The organism is Spirochaeta lutea (assembly GCF_000758165.1).
In the GTDB taxonomy this organism is placed as follows: domain Bacteria; phylum Spirochaetota; class Spirochaetia; order DSM-27196; family Salinispiraceae; genus Spirochaeta_D; species Spirochaeta_D lutea.
This window is the reverse complement of the sequence record NZ_JNUP01000064.1, coordinates 14,138-35,421: the sequence shown is the minus strand read 5'-3', so window position 1 is coordinate 35,421 and position 21,284 is coordinate 14,138. Positions and strand designations below refer to the sequence as shown.

Annotated in this window: 17 protein-coding genes; 4 read left to right on the top strand and 13 right to left on the bottom strand. The window is 54.6% G+C overall.

Annotated elements, in window-relative coordinates; translation table 11 throughout:
• Window positions 1–171: 171 nt before the first annotated feature.
• Window positions 172–861, top strand: a complete 690-nt coding sequence (locus DC28_RS08185; RefSeq protein ID WP_037547671.1) for a hypothetical protein — start codon at window positions 172–174, stop codon at window positions 859–861.
• A gap of 174 nt (window positions 862–1,035) precedes the next feature.
• On the opposite strand, the gene DC28_RS08180 is transcribed toward DC28_RS08185, so the two are convergent.
• From DC28_RS08180 to ald, 6 genes are all read right to left on the bottom strand, one after another.
• On the bottom strand, window positions 1,036–1,620 hold the full coding sequence (locus DC28_RS08180; protein WP_052078632.1) for an endonuclease III domain-containing protein: 585 nt from the start codon (window positions 1,618–1,620) through the stop codon (window positions 1,036–1,038).
• A gap of 82 nt (window positions 1,621–1,702) precedes the next feature.
• Window positions 1,703–2,374, bottom strand: a complete 672-nt coding sequence (locus DC28_RS08175) for a CarD family transcriptional regulator (protein ID WP_037547669.1) — start codon at window positions 2,372–2,374, stop codon at window positions 1,703–1,705.
• A gap of 71 nt (window positions 2,375–2,445) precedes the next feature.
• Entirely contained in the window at window positions 2,446–4,029 is a 1,584-nt protein-coding gene (locus DC28_RS08170; protein WP_052078631.1) for a peptide ABC transporter substrate-binding protein, read from the bottom strand.
• A gap of 13 nt (window positions 4,030–4,042) precedes the next feature.
• Window positions 4,043–4,396, bottom strand: a complete 354-nt coding sequence (locus DC28_RS08165) for a response regulator (RefSeq protein WP_037547668.1) — start codon at window positions 4,394–4,396, stop codon at window positions 4,043–4,045.
• A 1-nt stretch (window position 4,397) separates the two neighbouring features.
• A complete protein-coding gene (locus DC28_RS08160; RefSeq protein WP_037547665.1) occupies window positions 4,398–5,135 on the bottom strand; it encodes an Hpt domain-containing protein in 738 nt (245 codons plus the stop codon).
• Window positions 5,136–5,138: 3 nt separating this feature from the next.
• Window positions 5,139–6,239, bottom strand: coding sequence for an alanine dehydrogenase (gene ald / locus DC28_RS08155; RefSeq protein WP_037547663.1), 1,101 nt, complete (start codon window positions 6,237–6,239; stop codon window positions 5,139–5,141).
• Window positions 6,240–6,343: 104 nt separating this feature from the next.
• On the opposite strand from ald, the gene DC28_RS08150 reads away from it, so the two are divergent.
• Window positions 6,344–8,002 (top strand): coiled-coil domain-containing protein, encoded by a 1,659-nt coding sequence (locus DC28_RS08150; RefSeq protein WP_037547661.1) that lies wholly within the window; start codon window positions 6,344–6,346, stop codon window positions 8,000–8,002.
• A 208-nt stretch (window positions 8,003–8,210) separates the two neighbouring features.
• On the opposite strand, the gene DC28_RS08145 is transcribed toward DC28_RS08150, so the two are convergent.
• The 4 genes from DC28_RS08145 to DC28_RS08130 all read right to left on the bottom strand — a co-directional run bounded on the left by DC28_RS08145 (window position 8,211) and on the right by DC28_RS08130 (window position 12,408).
• Window positions 8,211–9,449, bottom strand: coding sequence for a PP2C family protein-serine/threonine phosphatase (locus tag DC28_RS08145; RefSeq protein WP_037547659.1), 1,239 nt, complete (start codon window positions 9,447–9,449; stop codon window positions 8,211–8,213).
• Window positions 9,450–9,631: 182 nt separating this feature from the next.
• On the bottom strand, window positions 9,632–10,183 hold the full coding sequence (locus DC28_RS08140; protein WP_037547657.1) for an ATP-binding protein: 552 nt from the start codon (window positions 10,181–10,183) through the stop codon (window positions 9,632–9,634).
• A 22-nt stretch (window positions 10,184–10,205) separates the two neighbouring features.
• On the bottom strand, window positions 10,206–10,547 hold the full coding sequence (locus DC28_RS08135; protein WP_037547655.1) for an STAS domain-containing protein: 342 nt from the start codon (window positions 10,545–10,547) through the stop codon (window positions 10,206–10,208).
• Window positions 10,548–10,716: 169 nt separating this feature from the next.
• Window positions 10,717–12,408 carry a PP2C family protein-serine/threonine phosphatase gene (locus tag DC28_RS08130; protein ID WP_037547654.1) on the bottom strand — a complete coding sequence of 564 codons (1,692 nt, stop codon included), beginning with the start codon at window positions 12,406–12,408 and terminating at the stop codon, window positions 10,717–10,719.
• Between the two features lie 148 nt (window positions 12,409–12,556).
• On the opposite strand from DC28_RS08130, the gene DC28_RS08125 reads away from it, so the two are divergent.
• Together DC28_RS08125 and aroF are read left to right on the top strand one after the other, a co-directional pair.
• Window positions 12,557–13,207, top strand: a complete 651-nt coding sequence (locus DC28_RS08125; RefSeq protein WP_162180215.1) for a transglycosylase SLT domain-containing protein — start codon at window positions 12,557–12,559, stop codon at window positions 13,205–13,207.
• A 57-nt stretch (window positions 13,208–13,264) separates the two neighbouring features.
• On the top strand, window positions 13,265–15,181 hold the full coding sequence (gene aroF / locus DC28_RS08120) for a 3-deoxy-7-phosphoheptulonate synthase (protein WP_037547651.1): 1,917 nt from the start codon (window positions 13,265–13,267) through the stop codon (window positions 15,179–15,181).
• Between the two features lie 189 nt (window positions 15,182–15,370).
• On the opposite strand, the gene DC28_RS08115 is transcribed toward aroF, so the two are convergent.
• The 3 genes from DC28_RS08115 to DC28_RS08105 form a co-directional block, all read right to left on the bottom strand.
• The gene (locus DC28_RS08115; RefSeq protein WP_037547649.1) at window positions 15,371–16,849 is read right to left on the bottom strand and encodes a hypothetical protein; all 1,479 of its coding nucleotides are present in this window, start codon (window positions 16,847–16,849) and stop codon (window positions 15,371–15,373) included.
• An 81-nt stretch (window positions 16,850–16,930) separates the two neighbouring features.
• A complete protein-coding gene (gene leuS / locus DC28_RS08110; protein WP_037547647.1) occupies window positions 16,931–19,471 on the bottom strand; it encodes a leucine--tRNA ligase in 2,541 nt (846 codons plus the stop codon).
• A 480-nt stretch (window positions 19,472–19,951) separates the two neighbouring features.
• Window positions 19,952–21,199 carry a hemolysin family protein gene (locus DC28_RS08105; RefSeq protein ID WP_037547645.1) on the bottom strand — a complete coding sequence of 416 codons (1,248 nt, stop codon included), beginning with the start codon at window positions 21,197–21,199 and terminating at the stop codon, window positions 19,952–19,954.
• Window positions 21,200–21,284 lie beyond the last annotated feature (85 nt).

The following is a 21,284-nucleotide window of genomic DNA, read 5'->3' as shown; positions in this document are numbered from 1 at the left end:
ACCGACGGGGTCATGGTCCACCATGACCCCTGTTCTTTGGCCGTAGACAGGTAATGTTCGGGGGATTCTGTCGGGTTCTGGTTCCGGAGCCTTTTTTTGATGTACCCCCCGGGTTTTCGTATTACACTGTAGGTACGGTATCAGAACCTAAACTACGAGGGGAGATTAACCATGGTTAAAGCAGAGCTTGTTAAGCGTAGTCCATTACGAATAATGGAGAAGTCAACACGGGGCGGCGTCGAGGCCGGTAATATCGGCGTTATTGCCTCACCCAGGGGTGTGGGAAAAACCGCATGTTTGGTTCACATCGCCACGGATAAGCTGCTTCAGGGAAAGCATGTTATCCATCTTTCTTTTGCAGCGAAAACCGACCACATTATCGATTGGTACGAGGCGGTATATAAAGAAATCGCCACGAACCGTAATCTAGAGTCCGCTGTGGAGGTTCATGACGAACTGGTAAAGAACCGGGTAATTCTGAACTTCAACCAGCATGATGTAACCATCGATCAGATTGAAAAAAGTATAGAGGCGTTAATCAGTGAAGGGCATTTTGCCGCCGATCTTCTGGTTATTGACGGCTACGACTTCGATAAGGGTTCTGTAGGAACCTTCGAAGCACTTAAGGGATTTGCAGCCAAGCATAATCTCACTGTTTGGGCTACCGCCGACATTGAAAAGAATACCGGGGGAATCCCCAAGGAGCTTTCAAATTTCGAGCAGGTTCTCAGCGTGCTCATCGACCTTGAGGATGAAAAGAATCACATCAAACTGAATCTGCGCAAGGATCACGACCGGATTGTCGATGAGGATTTACACCTCATTCTCGACTCCAAGACCTTACTGATCGCAGAGGAATAGGGTGAGTCGGAGCCTGAAAGCCCGACTCCCATGACGGTGGTCCTGCGTACGAAGGACTCATTGGTCAAGATTGTAGAAAAAGCAGAGCGCGGGGGAAGCCCGGCTCTGCTTTTTTTTGGTTAGTGCACAAACGGTTCGGTGCAATCCCCGGGGGCGTATCGAGGCTGCGGGTTGCTATCGGGAATTGGTAACGCCGGTTCGGGGACACCAATCGGCCAGGGGGCATGTGCTGCAGCGGGGACTTACGGGGCTGCAGGTTGTCTGGCCGAAGGGTACGAGGATCTGGTTTACATCAATCCAATGATCCCGGGGAACCGTTTTTTCCAAGACGGAGAGGGTTTCTTCGGGACTGGAGGTGGAAACCAGGCCGCAGCGGTTTACGATGCGGTGCACGTGGATGTCGACGCAGATGGCCGGGATTGAGAACCCGATCCCCAGGACGAGGTTTGCTGTTTTAATACCGACACCGGGCAGGGCGAGGAGGGTCTCACGGGTATCAGGGATCCGGCCGTGGTGGTGATCCATGATGTATCGGGCGATTTGAGCCAGCTGCTGGGATTTACGGCGGTAGAATCCCGCAGGATACAGTGCCTGGGAAATTTGTTCCGTATCCAGGGCTGCTAGATCCTCCAGGGTCGGCGCCTGCTCAAGCAGCCGGGCAGAGCTTTGAAGGGTGACGCTGTCCTTGGTACGGAGACTGATGAGGGTGGAGACTAGGACACTGTAGGGGCCCGGCCAGCGGCGATGAATTGTATCCACGGCGGGTGCCGGGGCTCCGCAGCCGTGGATGTGGCGGGAAATTTCCGCGAGGAATGTTTCCCAGGAGGGTGGTGGTGGCTGGTTATTCGTCCTCGTCGTCTGAGTCGTCAAGCTCTTCTTCTTCCTCGACGATGTCATCCAGAGAGCGCTCCTCCACCACGGGTGTTTCTTCTACCTCTTCATCGAAGGTTTCATCCTCGAAGTCGTCAGCCTCATCAATGGGCGGGGTTTCTTTGACCGGCCGGTTAGACTCGGCTTCAAGTTTGGTATGGATGATCTTTTCCACTTCAGGTTTCTCGAGTCCGAGGGACAGGCTTATTTCATCCACCAGAAGTTTTTTTGCTGAATCGTAGAGCTTCCGTTCCATGATGGGAAGTTCTTTCAGCTTAGATCGGTGGTAGAGGGTTCGAACAACCAAGGCTGTGTCGCTGACATCGCCTTTTTTCAGGAGCTCCTGATTCATTTGGTAGCGCATCTTCCAGTCGGTGGGTGCTGCTTCATTTTCCTGGCCGACAATATCCAGGGCGTTTTCAGCCTGTTTACGGGATACAATAGCGCGTATGCCGATTTCTTCTGCCTTATCCACAGGAATCATGACGGTCATATCCGAGACTTCCAGGTAAATAATATAGTATAGGATTGTTTTGTCTCTGAAGGGCCGTTCTTCAATGGCCTGGATGTGACCCACCCCCTGAAGGGGGTAAACTATTCGTTCGTTCATCGCGAAGGCGGTTTTAGGGGGTTGATTGCTCATAGGTGGGGGAGTATAGCAAAAAAACCGGTCTTCGTCAAAGCACGGACCCGAGAATTGACGGTTCTCGGGGGTTAGAAGCGGACCACGTTATACGGTGCCCGCTGGGTGGCAAAGGCCATATTCTTAAAGGGATGGATGTCCAGGGCATTGGGGTACCAGCCCTCGGTTTCCTCCAGGTCTATAACGTTTATAGAGGGTGAGTGGCTGATGGGAATGAGGGCCGCCTGGGTCAACAGAAGGCTTTCGGCTTCTGAGAGCTTGGTGAAGCGTTCCTCCCCTTCCAGTAGAGAGGCCTGATCCAGGAGCTGCTCATACTCCGGGTTTGCGTATCCCCCGATGTTTACTGGATTATCCGTTACCCACATATTCAAAAAGGTCAGGGGGTCGGCGAAATCGCCTACCCAGCTTATAGTACTGAGGGTGAAGGATCCATCCCGCTGGGCGGCTTGGAACTGGGCGTAGGGAAGTGTTTCCAGGATTACCTCCAGCTCCAGAGTGTCTTCCAGGGACTCCTTTATCAGGGTGCCGATCCGTTGGGATTCCTGACCCTCGGGCTGCAAGACCCGGAGGGGTGGTAGTCCCCTGCCCAGGGGGTAGCCCGCTTCCGCCAAGAGGGCCCGGGCTGCCGAAGCATTCTGGGCGGTACCCAGGGTTTCCGGTTCCGGGTAACCGGGTATTTCTGGGACCAGCCGGGCGGTGGGTACAAAGTACACATCCTCGGACCGGAGCTGTGCAAGGGGCAGGGCGAGGGCAATGGCCTTCCGTATGGATGGATCGTCCCAGGGGGGCTCCGCGGAGCGGAAGAAGTAGTAGTGGGTGCTGAATTGGGGGTGAATTTGCAGACTGCCGGGGATGCGGATCGCCTCAGCGTCGAAGGAATCCATGATCCACTGGACTGAGCCGTAATTGAATTCCTGGGAATTTTTGAGGGGATCCTCCCTGAAAAGGACCCGGATGCTGGGGAGCAGTACCCGGGCCCGATCCCAATACTGATCGTTTTTCTGAAAAACGATGTGTTCATCGGTGTATTCAGCGATTCGGTATGGGCCGTTGGAGGGCAGTTCGTCTGAACCGTTCCAGGATTCGGCGGTTCTGTGGCCCTGGGGCAAGGGGACCAGACTCTGGTGACAGAGGATGGAGAGGAAATGCGCTGCAGGTTTTTCCAGGGTGATGACCAGGGTATGGTCGTCTGGGGTTTCTATGCCCAGGGTGTTTGCATCCCTTGTCCGTCCTAACCGAAAATCAGCCGCCCCTTGAATGGGTTCCAATAGGAAGGAGAAGGGGCTGTTATTTCCCTGGCGGAGCATTAGTTCCCAGGTCTCCCGGAAATCCTGGGCGGTTACCGGACTTCCGTCCTGATACCGAGCATCCTTGCGCAGGTGGAAGGTGTAGCTGCGTTTATCTTCGCTGATACTCCACCGGGAGGCTACCCCGGGTCTGGGTTGCAGGGTGCGGGGATCGTAGACTACCAGCCCCTCGTATACGGCGGTGTACAGCTGGGCTTCGGTGGTGGAGTAAGTATAGAGAGGGTTCCATTCAATAGAACTTGGGCCTAACACGACCACGTACTCATCATCGTGGGTTGCTGCTCCCAAGGCTGCTGAAAGGAAGCCATAGATCAGAACAAACAAAAGGGGGAGGATATATTTTCTCATGGCGCATCCTAATTTAGAGATAGCTTTTGATAATCTCGATGTACTCCTTGCCTCGGAGAGGTTTGATAAAGACCTCCCTAAATCCGGCCTGCTCCAGGCTCTGGAGCTCCGAGTCATCGCTGGTAATGGCAATCAGAACCGCTTCGGGGTTGTCCCGGAGTATTTCCCGGGCAACCTGATCGCCGTTCATGCCGGGCATGTATTGATCTAAGATAATAACACCGTAGGACTCATTTCGGTACAGCTCTAGAGCTTGAATACCGTCCGAGGCCAGGTCGCAGGTGATTCCGTTTCGTTGTAACTGGATTTGTAGAAGCCGACGGTTGGTTACCTCGTCTTCCGCATAAAGAACGCGCTGGTTAGCCATGCTACTGCTCCCCCTCTAGGCTGTTCCAATAGGTATCGACCAATCCGTAGCGTTTCTTCAGTGTAGATAATAATTCAACGGTTTTTGGAGTACAGCCCCGGGTTTTTAGCTCAACTTCCAGGGTTTTTGCAGTTTCTGCCAGATCCGCAGCACAAATGTTGAGGGCTCCTCCCTTGATGGAGTGGGCCAGTCGGTGAGCCTCTCGGGAATTGTCTGCAGATAAGGCGTCTTCCAGCTGGAGGATCCGGACCGGTGTGTGCTGCATGAAGAGTTCCAGAAGCAGTTGGGCGTCTGCGGGGTCTTCGAATTTCCCGTGGAGCTGTGTTAGGTCCAGGGGCTGATCCTTCTGACTGCGGGAAACCTCCTGGACTGGAAACAGGATGCCGTGGTCCACTAGTTCCAGGCGCCGGGCTGCTAGGAGTTCTTTGATCCCGGGTTCGGATTCGATGATCGTTGCGACGGCATTGGAATCAACCTGACTAGTCCGAAAGGCTATTCCATAGGGTACGCCGGGAAGGGGGTTTTCCCGGAGACTTATGGTGACTTCCAGGGTGTCCCGGAGCTTGAAGCAGGCTTCCAGCCAGAGCAGCAGAAGACGCTGAATACTGCTCTGATCGCAGGTGATCTGGAATCGGGATGGATCTTCATACTGCCAGGTCAGGGCGTCAGGGGGGGTGTCCTGGTTGAAGACCAGGAAGGAGAAGCTTTCCTGAAGGATTGTATGAGGAAATTCTGCCATGGGTTATAGCTCCTTCCAGGGAAGATCAAGGCTTTGGGCCACTGCCTGGTTGACGCATTCTCCCTGGTAGATGTTTAGGCCGAGGGCGAGATCGGGCTTCCGGGAAACACTCTGGGCTACCCCGTGATCTGCAAGGGAAAGCCCGTAGGGCAGGGTTACCGAGGTGAGTGCCTGGGTTGAGGTGTAGGCCACCGCGCCGGGCATGTTGGCAACACAGTAGTGCACGACATTATCCACAATGAAAATGGGGTCGTCATGGGTGGTGGGGCGGCTGGTCTGGGCGCAACCGCCCTGGTCTACAGCAACGTCTACGAGAACCGCACCGGGGCGCATGGTTTGGATGATGTCCCGGGTTATGAGTTTCGGGGCTGCTTTTCCGGGAATGAGTACCGCTCCCACCAGAATGTCGGCATCTGCGGCTGCCTGGTGGATGTTGGCCTCGGTGGCATAGAGGGTGGTGATGGAGCTGCCGAAGATATCGTCCAGGTAGGCGAGCCGGCGGGGGTTAATGTCAAGAATCGTGACGTTAGCCCCGATGCCGACGGCAATCTTGCATGCATTGGTTCCTACGGTTCCGCCCCCGAGTATGGTAACAGAGCCCCTGTGGACTCCCGGTACGCCGCCGAGCAGGATGCCCCGGCCGCCGAAGGACTTTTCCAGGTACTTTGCGCCTTCCTGAATACTCAAGCGGCCGGCAATCTCGCTCATAGGGGTGAGACAGGGTAGGCGGCCGTCGGGTAACTCAATGGTTTCGTATGCTATGGCTGTTACGCCGCTGTCCATGAGGGCCTGGGTGAGGGGCTTGTTTGCAGCCAGGTGCAGGTAGGTGAAAAGGATTAACCCTTCCCTGAAGTACTGGTACTCAGATTCCAATGGTTCTTTTACCTTGATGATCATATCCGCACCGGTCCAAATCTCCTCCGGACCGCTAGCTATTTGGGCTCCAGCCTTGCGGTATTCTTCATCGCTGTGCCCTGATCCGACGCCTGCTTGGGTTTCTATGGCTACGTGGTGACCACGCTGGACGTAACTCTTGACAGAGTCGGGGGTTAAGCCTACCCGATATTCATGGTTTTTTATTTCTCTGGGTACTCCGATGTTCATCACGGCCTCCTGGACAATTGTAATGCTCCGGGGTTGGATATTCAACAATCCTTTAAGTAGGACCCTCGGGATGCCGACATAGACTAGAGCTATAGGAGGAAATAATGGGCAGCCGCAGAAAGAAAAACGTTTTGATCTTACTCCTGTTGATGGTGGGGGTTCTCGGGCTAGCGAACAGGGTTGCAGCCCAGGAACTCGAAACAGAGTCGGTGGATCTTACTACTTTCGATTTTTCCCAGACCCGGGTGAGTTTTGCCGGTCCTTCAGCCTTTTTCTTCCGGAATGTGGGTATTCAAGGCCAGAGCGTTTCGTTGTTGTTCCGCAAGAATGCTGAGGGCGAATGGCAGCTCGGTCAGGTGTTTTCTCAGGAGGATGCGGTTTTTCCTTCGGATGTAATCCTGGACTTCGCCCGATTGGAGGCCTTGGATGACTCGCGGGTAGCTATCGACGGCATCTTAGTGGATGGGAAACCCTATCGGGCTGAATTGTCACTTGGTCCGGATATGATCTTGGGGGTCCCGGATATGTTGAGTACCGGGTCGATTATTGGTACCTCTCTGGCTCGGGTTTTAAACGATGCAGGATTTGTGCTAAAGGACAGTTATAATGAGGTTAGGGATCAGCGGGACCATGCCTTGGATGATCTCCAGACCGCCCAGAACGATCGCAATCGGCTATCTTCCCAGGTCACCGATCTTGAGGGCAGGGTAGACGAGCTGACCGGCCAGGCTTCTACCGCTGAGCAGACCCTTGCCGATGCCCGGATGCAGATTGAACAGCTGGAGGACGAAAACCTTTCTCTTGAGAAAGAACTTGTTCAGGTCCGGGCCTCCCTGGCGGAGGCACTGGCTGCCAGGTCCGATGATGACCCGGATGCAGCCCCTGATGACGGAGCGGCAGGAGCCGGCAACTCAATAGATGAAGAACAGTTCCGCGCTCAGGTTGCCGCCCTGGAATTCCAGGTAGATGCCCTGAAGGCTGAGATACAAGAGCTTCGAAAAACGGCTACAGACTTACGCGAAGCTGCGGAAGAGGGGCAAGATCTTCGGGCTGCGGGGCAGGAGCTAGCCAGGGAGATAGCATCTCTCCGGGACCAGCTCAGGGACATGACCCAGAGCCGTAACGATCTTGAGAACCAGCTTATTACCCGCTTCGGTGCTGAGGGATATCTTGGGGTAGTAAAGGGCGAGTTTACCCAAACCCTGCTCAGGGGTTTTGAGTCGGGGACTCCGGCCATGGGTACCTGGAATACGGCAACACCCTCAGCCTCAAGGAACGGGGTGGTACAGTCCGATCCTGATCAGTATTTTGCCCGGTACGATTTCCGGTTGAACCAGGATAATCAAGCATTACTCTACCGTCTGCGGGGTCGGAGTTTGGATCCCGATTGGGTGGGGTATGGTCTGCATCTATTTACCGAGAACTCCGAGGCCCGGGGGTACGGATTCGGGGAGGGTTTGCTGGTGTGGCTGACCCGGGATCCGGAGGTGTATGGAAACAACCGGACCTATCTCGAGGTCTACCGGTCCAGAGATGATGTAGATATGGAGCGGGTTCTCCATGCGGCCATTCAGGAGCCCATATCCGGATACTTGGATCTGGAGGTTCTCTACGAGCCTGAGTTTGATTATATCACCTTGAGTGTGAACGGTGAGGAAAAGGTTCGCTACAAGACCTGGTTCGGGGTTAACCGGGGCGTCCAAACATCCCTGCGAGCCCTCGGCCGGGCTGAGTTCACAGACTTTGAGGTTTTGAGCCGGTAGAGCGGGTGGTCAAACCTCTGCCGAGGCGGATACCCGCAGTATGGGTCGCCGCCAGCGCCGTGCCGATGCACCCAATGCGCCGATGTACCCAATGCGCCGACGTACCCAATGCGCCGACGTACCCGGCCGGCAGGCAAAGCGGAGGATGGAACGGCAGCTCCCAGCCCTCCGGCTTCCCAGCTCCCAGCCCTCCGGCTCTTCGGACCGCCTATCCCTTGTAGCGGATCATGAGGAAGGTAACATCATCGTGGAGCGGGGTCTGTTTACGAAAACTGTGGAACCGCTCCATGAGTTCAATTCTCTGAGTTTTCAGACTTTTGCTGGTGGATTCCATGAGGAACTGCTTAATCCGTCCCAGGCCGAACTCTTCGCCAATCTCGTTAGTCTGCTCAATGATTCCATCAGTAACAAACAGCAGTAAATCCCCGGGTTCAAGCTGGTACCGGCTGATCTCGGGCCGCAAATCATGAACCACACCGATGGGCATGTTTGAAGCACCGGCCTTCATCTTCAGGAGCTGCTTATTCCGGAGAAGGAAGGAGAAGCCGTGGCCCATATCTGCCAGGAGCAGGGTTCCTGTGGCGGCGTTGATATCTGCAAAAATTCCGGTGACATATTTTTCCAGCTCGAAGGTGGAAATAAACACCTGGTTCAGGGTCTTAATAAGGGAGCCGATTCCCCGGCGGTAATCAAAGGTCCGGAGGGAACCCCATAATGCGGTGGTTACCAGGGAGGCTGCCATGCCCTTTCCTGATACATCGCAGAGACAATGCATCCAGCGGTTCTCTTGAATGAGCGCCTCGGCATAAAAATCACCCCCAACACCCTTCGCCATGGTACTGGACCCGGCAAACTCCAGATGCTCGTCCTCGTGGTAACTAAACTCTTTTACAATCCTGCTTTGGATGCTCCGGGCCAGGGCGATATCGTTCTGGGTAATCCGGGACAGATAAATGAGTAAGTCCTGGGAGCTGAAGGTCCCTACAAACTCCCCGGTTCCGGTTTTCAGAGGAAAAAACTGGACTTCCCCGCTATGGTCCACCTTGCTCAGGCTCTCGCTGACGGAAAAAATGTTGGTATCATGGTAGAAGCTCTGGGTTGACTGGGCCACCCGGGATGCTAACTCCCGGCGCATGACGTCCCGGCCGAAGGGTCTGCCCAGTAGATCGAAGAGATCCCGCCGGACTATTACCCCGAGAACCTTGTCGTCTTCATCCACCACCCCCACGGCCTGAATATCCGGAAAGGTGGTCAGATCGTCCGCCAGCTCCAGGAGATTTGCCCCGGCCCCCACGTACCAGCGGTTATTCACCAGCTTTGCGATGGTTTCGCCGGGATCCTTAATGCTCCGAGCTAGGCGGAGAACCTTCTTAGGCTCTTCGGGTACATCAATTTGGGGCGGTGTTTTATCCTCTAAGGAACGCATAATATCGTCAATATCCTGCATAGTCTTCTCCCACTGGGGTCTGCTTTAATAATGATGGCTTTCATGCAAACAGGCAAGGGTGCCGGGATGGATTATTCCTCATGACACCCCCTGCGGTCCCTTTCGGGACGCCGGCTGGGTACCTGCAGCCTGACTACCCTGGCTGCAAATACCCCGTTCGGAAGGCTGCTCCGGTTCTGGTTTTAGGCTCCCCGACCGGGCATTACCATGTGATTCTTTGGGTACCGGCGCTGGGCAGCGACACAATTCCGCCGGGATGTGAAAACATAGCCGCCGTTCCAGAATTCCACGGCAGCGAAGAGGGCGTTTCCCCCGTCGTCGGCTTGGGAATGGGGTGTGCGGTAGCTGACATACCTGATCATCTCCTCGAAATTTTCCTGGGTAATGCACTCCAGGCGTTTTCGATTGAATTCATTCCATTCCTCAATGCCCTGGAATCCCCCTCCCTCATCCTTAACGATGATCCGCGCCTCATCCTCGGTAAAACGGTACCACACCTGCACCGTCTTGGAAGGATCCGAGGCGTTTCCGTGTTTAACCGCATTTTTAATAACCTCGCTGATCTGCTGTTCCAGGAGGTTGATCTCCCGGATAGCCGCAGGAGCCTTTTGGACGATCAGCAGGGTAAAATACCGGATCTGCCGGAAATCCGAGGGAAACTCCTTGTAGTACATGTCCGATTTGTCCAATAACGGACTCGCATCGTCGATCTGGATGTATTTCGGTTCATCCATGGGCTGCTCCTTTTTGGTGTATTTAGGAATTTCTAAGTGATTCTAACGCCTCTTCCCAGGTTGCCTTCATAGGGAAATACGCGGTCAGGCGGGTAAGCTCCATAACCCGTAGGGCGGATCCGCCGACCCCAGAAATAGCAAACCGAATCTTTTTCTGCTGCACCTGGTTATAGATGGTGATCAAGGCACCCACCCCGCTGGAATCCAGGTAGCTGACGGCTGCCATATTGATTACTACCCGGGTCACACGGCGCTCCATGAGTTTTTGGAACAGCTCGGTGAGCTGGCTGGTGTTATACAGGTCCAGCTCGCCCGTTACATCGATAATGTAGATTTCATCGGCTTTCCGGAGTGATAGTTCCATGGCCTTCCTCCTTAGATTGTTTATCGTGCGCACTACACAAAGGATTGTTGGGTTGCCCAGGGACATCGCTATCTCTGGAGCCGGATTACAGGCACCCCCAGTCTATCCGGTGTTGGGTACTACCCTCCGTACACTCCCTTGCAGTTTGCATTCCTCAAGAGCCCGAGGGCTATTTAACCTTAATAACCACCAGGGTCTGATCATCGTGGTTCCCTGCCCCCTCCTCAAAGCGCAGCAAATCCTCCTGTATCCGCTCCCGAATCGCCCGAACCGGGTAGTGATGGGCCTCCACCAGCAGACGGGCGAGGTTCCTCGAGGTGTATTGAATGCCCTGGGGATTCACACTCTCCACTACTCCGTCGGTATACACTAGTATGATGTCGCCGCTATCCACGGGGACGCTGGTGCTGAGGTATTCGGTACCGGGATCAATGCCCAGGGCAGGCTGGTCACTGGTGACCGTCTCAATGGACCCCGTTTCCAAGCGGTAAATCATCATATTCTGGTGACTGGTTCCGGCGCATTCTACTGTTCCGAGGCTTGGCTGCAGATTGAGGTACACCAGGTTTGCGAAGCGGTCCAGTTTTAACCGCCTGGTAATTGCACGGTTCAGCCAGGTAACCACCTCCCCGGCCTTACGTTCACTGCCGCCGATGAGGTTGGCTGTGCCGCGGATGATGGTCATGGTAAGGGTAGATAACATTCCCTTTCCGGCTATATCGCTCACCAAAAAGGCGGTATTGCCCTGGGGTCCGGGGAATACGTCCCAGTAGTCGGAATGAACACCCCTGGCCGGTCTGGAAAGAACCTCGTACTCGGCCCCCGGGGCGGGGGGGAGGGCTTTGGGGAGCAGATGCTTTTGCGCCTGGCCGATATAATCACCCTCAGCGGTGTGAAGCCGGAGCTCCTGGGCCTTCCAGAGGGAGAACACCGTTTCAAGGGTAATCCCTGCGTGGGAGATATACTGGTTATACTGGCTGCGCTGATGATCCCGGGGGATGCGGGACGACCGGAACTGAAACAGCACGATGATCCCATAGACCTTCTGATCCACCAGAAGGGGACTCAACCCAATAACACGGCAGCCCTTGGGCTGCCCCGGCAGGACGTGCCATCGGGTTACACCCTCCTGTATCGCTTCCTGGATATAGGGGGCCGAGGCAGGAAATAGATCCTCCGCCCTGTAGTAGTCAGCCCCTTCGGAGTTGCCCACGGGGGTGATTTCCTGGAGCAGGGGTGGGCGGCCCCGGGTCTGCTCGACCCGGAGGATACCCTGCTGACCGTCTTCTACCAGGAACAGAATTCCGGCATCGGCGTACACATGTTCTACGGCACCGCTGAGAATGGTTCCGTACAGTTCAGCGCCGGTCTTGCCGCCGTCCAGGAGGGTTCCCATGGACCTCAGGGTGGTATTCATCAGGCTGAGGGTTTGATTCATCTGGCTTAGGTGCAGTCGATCCTGGTAGCGCTCGGTTCGGATTCGGGTATGCATAATAATGAGGAGGCTCAGCTGAAAGCCCGGGAATACCAGAACCTGGTGGAGGGCCGAACCCGGCCCGGAAGCTATTCCAAGACCAAGGTAGGCAACCAGGCTTATCAACAGATGTCTCCGGATATCCGGGGAATATCTTCCCATGGGCAGGAGCAGGAGGATGAGTACCACGCCTTCAATCAGGGAAAAGAACACCGGATGGCTGCTCAAGGGTGTCAGTTCCCGTACCAGCTGCAGGCCTGCGGTTAGTACAAAGATCCCGAAGCCCTGCCGGGTATGGGTGGAGGCCAGGCTCAGCCCGTAGAGTACAACCAGGCCCGAGAGAATACCGCGCATCACCGGAAGTGTGGGAAGTTGAATTGGAATCATATGCAGAGTATCCTTGTACTCTGTTATGATTGTATGAGGTGAGGCTTTCTTTATGGTTCGTTCCGGGTTATTTCGTTTTATTTGCCTATTCATCCTCCCCTTTCTGCTTACAGGCAGTTCTATCATTCCGGCGGTATTCCGTACCCCGTTGACCGAGTATCAAGCCCAGCACCGCTTGTATCGAAAGAGCAGATTGGTCACCATGGTTATACCGAGTAAGGAAACCATTTGGATGGACGATATTACCATCCCCATCAATCTGGAGCCGTACCTGAGCCAGCCGAATCCGGCCCTGGCCCTGTACCGGAATCCAGATACCCGGGATTTGGTTATCGATTTTTTCATCGATCTGACAGGATCCGAGGAGGTGGCCCTGACCACCCTGTATTATTCGGATCGTTACCATATTCCGGCCCTGGTGAGTTTTTCCCTGGCGTATGTGGAGAGCCGGTTTTTGCCTGAGGCAGTGAATGCAAATCCCGGTTCCTACGACCGGGGGGTTTTCCAGTTGAACAATTTGAGCTTTCCCCATCTGCGGCCGGACGATTTCTTCAATATCGATGTGAATGTGTTTCATGGGATTCGTCATCTGGATTGGTGTGTTTCTGTAACCGATTCTATGGAGGAGGCCCTGGCAGTGTACAACGCGGGATTGTACCGCGTCAAAAACGGCCAAACCCCGGAGTCCACCCAACGCTATGTACGCCTGATTATGAACTTCCGGTCGGTCCTGGCCCGGGAATTCTCCCGGTTCATGTCTCGGCGGGGCAGCGAGGTGGTTTTCCGGACGGGAGAGTAACCGCCAGGGGGTGGGGAGGATATTCCAGCCACCGCTGCTTCGTGATACACTCCACCAATGGTCATCGTATTAAATCAGCACATTAGTCCCGATCAGAAGCGTTTTTTACGGGATTTTCTGCAGGGCAGGGGATATCAGATCCGGGAGATAACCGGTGAAGAGGAAACCATCTTCGGTGCGGTGGGGCCCTCCACCCTGGATGTCCGGGAGGTCGAGGTGCTTCCCGGGGTTCAGCGGGTGGTACCCCTCACAAAGCCCTTCAAGCTGGTGAGTCGGGAGTTTAAGCCCGAGGATACCGTGGTATCTGTGGGACCGGTACGGATCGGTGCCGGCCGGGTATCTCTCATTGCCGGCCCCTGTGCGGTGGAGAGTGAAGATCAAATGATGCGGGCCGGGGAGGCCGCTGCCGATGCGGGGGCAGTGATGCTCCGGGGCGGGGCATTCAAACCCAGAACTAGTCCCTATGCGTTCCAAGGGCTGGGAGAGCGGGGCCTGGAGATTCTAAAAAAAGCCGGCGAATCCCTGGGGCTGCCGGTGGTCAGCGAGGTAGTCTCTGCTGAGCACCTGACCATGATGCGGGGGTACGTTGACTGCTTCCAAATCGGCGCCCGGAATATGCAGAACTTTGAGCTGCTAAAATCCGTCGGTGGAATGGGTATGCCGGTTATCCTCAAACGCGGTGCAGCCGCCCGGATTGAGGAATGGCTCATGGCGGCGGAGTACCTGATGGCCCATGGTACAGATCAGATCATCCTGTGCGAACGGGGGATAAGAACCTTTGAGACCTACACCCGGAACAGTTTGGATATTTCGTCTATACCGGTGGTAAAAAAGTTGAGCCATTTGCCGGTGATTGTCGATCCCAGTCACGCTACCGGCATACGGGACAAGGTGCTGCCGGTGGCTCTGGGGGCGGTGGCAGCCGGAGCCGATGGATTGATCGTAGAAATCCATCCGAACCCCGAAGAAGCCCTCAGTGATGGAGCCCAGAGTTTATACCCCGAACAGTTTGAAAAGCTTTCGGGGGACATTCAAGCCCTCTGCCCGGTCCTCGGCAAGGAACTAAACCGAAGACCCAAGGTGGTGGTTGCATCACCGGGTGCGGCGGGGGCCTCGGGTGGGACCGCCCCGGGCAGTTCGGAGAATTCCGTACCGCGGGTGGCCTTCCAAGGTGAACGCGGAGCCTACAGCGAGATGGCATTGGGACGCTTCTTCGGCTTCGATTCCGCTCAGCCCGTGCCCTGTAAACACTTTGAGGATGTGTTCCAGGCTGTCCTGAAGGGAGAGGTTCAACGGGGGCTGCTCCCCATCGAAAATGCCCTTACCGGCTCCATCCATGAAAACTACGATCTTCTGCTGCAATACCGGGACATAAAAATCATCGGGGAAACAAAGATTAGAATTCAGCACAGCCTCATCGGAGTGCCCGGTTCCACCCTGGAGGACATCAAAAGGGTGTACAGCCATCCCCAGGGACTGCTGCAATGCGAGCGCTATCTGAATACCTGGCCGTCCTGGGCGCGGATTCCCCACTACGATACTGCCGGCTCGGTTTCCATGATTATGAAGGAGGGCTCCAAGCAGTCTGCAGCTATTGCAAACTCCCTGGCTGCGGCCATTTACGGGGCCCAGGTGCTGAAAGAAGGTATCGAAACCAATCCGGTTAATTATACTCGATTTGTGATAATCGCCAGGAACGAGGTTCCGGACAGCCCTTCCCCCACCAAAGCGAGCATTGTCTTCTCCACCCCCGACCGGCCCGGGGCACTTCTAGAGGCCATGAAGGTCCTATCCGACAGGAAGGTGAATCTGCAGAAGATAGAATCCCGCCCCATTCATGGCAAACCCTGGACCTACATGTTTTACCTGGATCTGAGCCGGCCCCAAGACCCGGGAGTGTTTCAGGATGCCCTAACAGAACTGGGGAACCATACGGAAGACCTGCGGGTATTGGGCCGCTATGTTCAAGCCTAGGGCCTGGATCCTCAACTGGCTGTAGTTTCCCTAGTGAGTACTTGGGTTGGTGTACGGTTTTTGTAGTGCGCAAATGCCTGGAACGTTCTCCATGGGCGGCGCTGCCCCTGGGGCCGGCCACCAGGCAGTACCGGTTCACCAAATGTGGCTTACCCTCCGTTGTGCACTACCTGCTGGATTAGAGGTGGATCAAACGGGTGGACCGGTGGGCGGGGCGGTTCCCGATGAACTTGGTGCACCCGGAGATCCGGTAGATCCCCCGGAAACCGGAGAAATGCCGAGTTTCCGCAGCTGTTCTATCTCTTCTCGCTTGGCGATGTATTCGTGTTTACGCTGGCTCGCCTGATGAATATTGTTTTTAATGGCAGAAAGCTCGTTTTTAATACCTCGGATTTGATCCCGGTTTAACCGGGATACCTCGCTCTTAAAAAAGGTATCCAGGGCATCTAGGTTCTTATGTATTTCGATGAGGTCTGAGAGGTTTTTTTCCAACAGGGTGTACAGTTGGTCCTCATCCGCCATGCGCAGCTTTTGGTAGGCCGAGCTCTGCTTATTGATGATGCCGGTCAGCAGACGGGCCTTCCGGTCGAGATTGGCAATGAAGCTTGAAAACTGAATCTGCCGGGTCGTATGGGCGGAGGTTGTTATATCGATAAACTCCACCTCGTACACGATGTCCTTCGCCTTACCGCTGGAAAGCTGGATGATCCACTCCCTGAATCGCTCCATGAAGGATCGGGGTCGGTTTTCAAGGATGGCGCTGTTTTCCTTAAGCTTCTGAACCGATATTTCCAGATGACGGCTGGCATTTCCCAGGGCGCGTAGGGCATCCAGGAGCATCTCCTTGAGAACATCCTGTTTAACCGGCTCGGCGACCTGGCGCTGGGGAACCTCCAGCCGGGAGAATACCTTTTTCCGGAAGTCTTCCCTGCTCTCGTCGAAATCCTCTTGGTAAATCTCTTCAACAAGCTCGCCGTAAAAGGGCTGGATGAACCCGGCCCCGGTGTACGCGCGTTTTACTTCCTTAATGAACAGGTCGTGGGGCATCGCGGTTCCCATATCCCACTGGCTGAGAATCCGTTCCCGTATCTCCAGCTTGTATTCTTCGCGTTTTAGGTTGGTAATCTGTTTGAGGGCTTCAGTTACTTCCTTGGCATTTTTGGCACATTGGTTCAGGGATGAATTAACCGCTCCCGCTGCCATAGAGTCACTGCCCTTCCGGATCTTCTCCAACACCTCAGCCAGGAGACGGGTGGTGGGTTTCGTGGAATTGGTGGAGAACTCAGTCCAGCGGATAAAACGAACCATACTCACCAGGCTTTTGAGTTCCTTGAGGTTCATGGTTTCCAGGGCGAAGGAGGTGTAATGATTGAGAAAATCCAGCTGGGAGTCGAATTCCGATAACCGGATGGCAAGCTCATCTTCCTTGTAGGATTCTTGAAACATCTCATCCCGGGGGGCCTGAACCTCGGAGATCTGCCGCTCTTTTTTATAAGGATCTTCTCTGAGAATACCCTTGCGTTGACAGAGGGAAAGCAAACTTCGGAAGTTACTCTCCAGGGAATGAAAGTTTTCCTTGAGTTTCGGGACGGTAATATTAGCAGTGTGGGCATATTTCTGCTGTACCGCCCCTTGAAGGGTAGTAAGAAAATCCTGACTCTGTTCCATAGTATTCTAATCATACCAGCAAAGGCTGAAAAAAAACAGGCCCGATACGCGGGTATCGGGCCTTCCTAACCGGGGATGGTTTTACCGCACCACCACATTCACCAATTTATCCGGAACAGTAATCACCTTTACGACGGTCTTTCCCGTAGTATATTCCTGAACCCGCTCGTGGGCCAGGGCCAGGGGTTCAAGTTCTTCCTTCGGGGTACCGGCGGCTATCTCTACCTTGCTGCGGACCTTCCCGTTAACCTGGAGTACCAGGGTTACCTGATCGTCCTTGGTAAGCTCTTCCTGGTATTCCGGGAAGGGGTGGTAGGCCAAGCTCTCGGTATGACCCAGGCGCTCCCACAATTCTTCCGCCAGATGGGGGGCATAGGGGGCTAATACCAGAACAAAGGGTTCCCAAGCGTCCCGGTGGAGAGATTCAGTCTTAAACGCCTCATTGATGAAGATCATCATCTGACTGATGGCGGTATTAAAGTCCAGGTTGGCGGTATCTTCGCCTACCTTTTTAATGGTCTTATGCAGTACCTTTTGAAGCTCCGCGGGGGAGGGTTCATGGGTTACCGGCCTCTCGCTGAGCCGCCAGATCCTGTCCAGAAATCGGTGGATTCCGATGAGGCCCTGGGTGCTCCAGGGTTTCGACTGCCGGAGCGGGCCCATGAACATCTCGTAGAGGCGCATGCTGTCGGCACCGTACTGTTCGATAATCTCATCGGGATTGATAACGTTTTTCAGGCTCTTGGACATCTTGGCTATAACCCGCTCGACGGGTTTGCCCGTAGCCGTCTCGATCCACTGATCCGGGGAGGTTTCGGATACCTCATCGGTGGGCACCAGGGTGCCGTCTCCCCGCTGGAAGGCGTAGGAGGTGATCATGCCCTGGTTTACCAGGCGCATAAAGGGTTCATCAGTGTTCACCACCCCAATATCGAAAAGCACCTTGTGCCAGAACCGTGCATACAGCAGATGGAGCACCGCATGCTCCGCACCCCCGACATACAAATCGACGGGCATCCAATAGTCAATCTTGTCCCGGGCGGCGAAGACATCCTGATTATTGGGGTCTAGGTACCGCAGGTAGTACCAGCAGCTGCCGGCCCACTGGGGCATGGTGTTCGTTTCCCGTTTTCCCGGGCGCCCGGAACCGTCGGGCATCATGGTTTGCACCCAATCCGTTACCGTTGCCAGGGGACTCTCGCCGGTGCCGGCGGGCTTGTAACTCTGCACCTCCGGTAGGGTTAAGGGCAGGTTCTCTTCGGCCACGGGCTGTATATCTCCGTCTTCGCCGATAACCAGGGGGATCGGTTCTCCCCAATACCGTTGGCGGCTGAATATCCAGTCGCGGAGCTTATAGTTCACCGCCCGGGATCCGATCTTCTCCTGCTCCAACCATTGAATGATCTCTTCCTTGGCTGTTTCGGTGGGTTTTCCGGAGAACTGCCCGGAGTTTACGCTGATCCCCGTATCGGTAAAGGCCTCAACCAGGGCGGCATCGGGATCCTGGGGATCGGCGACCACCTTGATAATCTCCAGGTTGAAGCGCTGGGCAAACTCAAAGTCCCGCTCGTCATGGGCCGGTACGGCCATGATTGCTCCGGTACCGTAGGAAATCAAGATGTAATCAGAAATCCAGATGGGAATCCTTGCCTCGTTTACGGGATTAATCGCATAGGCTCCGGTGAAGGCGCCGGTTTTTTCCTTGGATAACTCGGTCCGCTCCAAATCGCTTTTAAGTGCAGCCCGCTGGATGTACCCATCGATCTCCTTCTTCTGCTCCGGGGTTGTAATCTCCTGAACCAGGGGGTGTTCCGGGGCCAGGACCATGTAGGTGGCGCCGAAGAGGGTATCCGGGCGGGTAGTGTAAATCTCAATCCCCGTCTCGGGATTATCCGCCAGGGGAAAGCGTACGTTCGCGCCCTCTGATTTTCCGATCCAATTGCGCTGCATTGCCTTAATAGACTCCGGCCAGTCCAAATCATCCAGACCCGAAAGCAAGCGTTCAGCGTATTCGGTGATCTTGAGCATCCATTGCCGCAGAGGTTTCCGAACCACGGGATGTCCGCCGATCTCACTTCGGGGACCCTCGGGGCTCTGAATCACCTCCTCATTCGCAAGAACCGTTCCCAGAGCCTCACAGTACCAAACCGGAATTTCAGCCACATAGGCCAGGCCCTTCTTATAGAGCTGGAGAAAAATCCACTGGGTCCACTTATAGTAGTCCGAGGAATGGGTCGAAATCTCCCGGTTCCAGTCGTAGGAGAACCCCAGGCGTTTAATCTGTTCCCGGAATTTATTGATGTTTTGTTCTGTGGTGATTTTGGGATGGGTACCCGTTTTAATGGCATAGTTTTCGGCAGGAAGGCCGAAGGAGTCAAAACCCATGGGATGCAGAACCTGATGACCCGTCATTCGAAGGTAGCGGCAGTAAATATCGGTAGCAGTGTAGCCCTCGGGATGACCCACATGCAGTCCGGCTCCGCTGGGATAGGGAAACATATCGAGAACATACTTCCGCTTTGCTTTAGGAACCGAGGGATCTTCCGATACGGCAAAGGTTTGTTCTCGTTCCCACCTTGCCTGCCATTTACGTTCGATGTCATGAAATGGATATTTACTCATGGCAGGAATAGTAGCCCAGGGGCAAGGAACCGTCAATCGACTCCGGCGCGGCTGGGAATATGAATTACGATAAAAAAACCCCTCGGGAAAGGAGGTAAACCCGAGGGGAATCGTCAAACATACCGGCCCTAGCCACTGCTCAACGGCAAGGCCGGATACACAAAAAGGAGGTTTGTTGCAGCTCAATGCGAGCCATCGCAACGAGTCTGTTCATGTAGGAAACAATCAATGTGATGTACGGTTACAAAAACAATGAACAGTTTTTTAAATGAAGAAGTCCTAACGGCGCGTAATATAATCTATGACCCAGTTTTTTGTCAAGAAAAAAGTTAAAAAAAAAGTGTCAATTGCGGGCGATTTTTGCGATTGGCTCTCATGTTTTTTATAAAGATGTCGATAAGCCCGGAGCCCGGGGATTCCTAACCCCAGGGGGCGTGCCTCGGACTCCAGGGAAGCCAGAAATCCGGCAGCCCGGTACCATTATGTCTCATCGGCATCAGTACCGGGGCGGAATCGGACCGAGAGGATCTGCTTCCGGCTGATCCGGTCGATGATAAATGTACCCGCATCAGTGGGTATCGAGGTTCCCGGATTCGGGAGTTCCTCAGCCAGGTCGGCCAGGTATCCGCCGATGGTTTCGATGGAACGGTCGTGAGGAAACTCTATGCCGACAATATCTTCCAGGACATGGAGGGGGGTGTCACCCTGGATGGTATACCAACCGCTGGCATTCCGGGTTACCCGGCTGCCCTCCTTCTCTTCATTCTCATCGTAGAGTTCGCCGATAATCTCCTCAACCAGATCCTCCATGGTAACGACCCCGGCTAATCCCCCGTATTCATCCAGTACGATGGCAAGATTAAGCCGCTCAGCCTTGAGCTTGGTAAAGACCCGGTGGATTTTCCAGCTTTCCGGCACCACCACCGGGGGCATCATGAGATCCTTTAGGGTGGTTTCAGGCTCATTAAGGGCGCGGATTACTTCCTTTTCCAATACGATACCCAAGATCTGCTCTTGATCCCTTCCAAACACTGGAATCCGGGAATATCCTGCCTCGGTGATTAGGGGCAGGGCCTCGGAAATGGGTAGAGAGGCGGGAAGACTGAACACCTTGGTCCGGTGGGTCATGATGGCATGGACGCTTACATCGTTGAACCGGAAAATGCTCTTCACCATCCTGGTGCGGTAGTTCTCCAATATGCCGATATTTTCGGCGTGTTTTACCATGTGTAGAATTCCGTCCAGGGTAAGGTGAGTCCGGGGATTTTTCGGGCTGAGGCGGGAGATGATCCTGCTGAGACCCGAGAGCAGCCAGATGAGGGGCCGAAATATAATGGAGAGCAGGTAGATAATCCGCACGGTATGGATACAAATAAAGGCGTTATTTAAGATGGCGGTTTGTTTCGGAATGATCTCGCCAAACACCAGGATGGCCATGGTAAGCACGCCGGTGGTAATGCCCAGGGCCGTGGAGCCGAAGAGACGGATGGTTAATTCCGAGGAGATCACCGACATTCCGATATTCACCAGGTTGTTGCCGATGAGAACCGTGGCCAGAAGGGTATCCGCCTGGTTGTGAAGCCGTTCAATGAGGGCACCGCGATTACGGTACCGTTTTTTGATTTGCTGTATTTGAATCATAGAAAGGCTGGTGAATGCCGTTTCCGTCCCGGAAAAGAATGCGGAGAGTGCGAGCAGGAGGACAAGCACAAGAATATGTGTTGTCATCGGGAATTCTCCCTACTCGATGGAGGTTCGTCGTTCATGGGCGGTAGTCTATCTGATCATCCAGGATTTTGGCAAGACCGCGGTG

Bases quoted from the DNA above. Each gene is read 5' to 3' on its own strand.
- DC28_RS08185 (WP_037547671.1), top strand. From the start codon at position 172: ATGGTTAAAGCAGAGCTTGTTAAGCGTAGTCCATTACGAATAATGGAG.
- DC28_RS08175 (WP_037547669.1), bottom strand. From the start codon at position 2,374: ATGAGCAATCAACCCCCTAAAACCGCCTTCGCGATGAACGAACGAATA.
- DC28_RS08170 (WP_052078631.1), bottom strand. From the start codon at position 4,029: ATGAGAAAATATATCCTCCCCCTTTTGTTTGTTCTGATCTATGGCTTC.
- DC28_RS08165 (WP_037547668.1), bottom strand. From the start codon at position 4,396: ATGGCTAACCAGCGCGTTCTTTATGCGGAAGACGAGGTAACCAACCGT.
- DC28_RS08160 (WP_037547665.1), bottom strand. From the start codon at position 5,135: ATGGCAGAATTTCCTCATACAATCCTTCAGGAAAGCTTCTCCTTCCTG.
- ald (WP_037547663.1), bottom strand. From the start codon at position 6,239: ATGAACATCGGAGTACCCAGAGAAATAAAAAACCATGAATATCGGGTA.
- DC28_RS08150 (WP_037547661.1), top strand. From the start codon at position 6,344: ATGGGCAGCCGCAGAAAGAAAAACGTTTTGATCTTACTCCTGTTGATG.
- DC28_RS08145 (WP_037547659.1), bottom strand. From the start codon at position 9,449: ATGCAGGATATTGACGATATTATGCGTTCCTTAGAGGATAAAACACCG.
- DC28_RS08140 (WP_037547657.1), bottom strand. From the start codon at position 10,183: ATGGATGAACCGAAATACATCCAGATCGACGATGCGAGTCCGTTATTG.
- DC28_RS08135 (WP_037547655.1), bottom strand. From the start codon at position 10,547: ATGGAACTATCACTCCGGAAAGCCGATGAAATCTACATTATCGATGTA.
- DC28_RS08130 (WP_037547654.1), bottom strand. From the start codon at position 12,408: ATGATTCCAATTCAACTTCCCACACTTCCGGTGATGCGCGGTATTCTC.
- aroF (WP_037547651.1), top strand. From the start codon at position 13,265: ATGGTCATCGTATTAAATCAGCACATTAGTCCCGATCAGAAGCGTTTT.
- DC28_RS08115 (WP_037547649.1), bottom strand. From the start codon at position 16,849: ATGGAACAGAGTCAGGATTTTCTTACTACCCTTCAAGGGGCGGTACAG.
- leuS (WP_037547647.1), bottom strand. From the start codon at position 19,471: ATGAGTAAATATCCATTTCATGACATCGAACGTAAATGGCAGGCAAGG.
- DC28_RS08105 (WP_037547645.1), bottom strand. From the start codon at position 21,199: ATGACAACACATATTCTTGTGCTTGTCCTCCTGCTCGCACTCTCCGCA.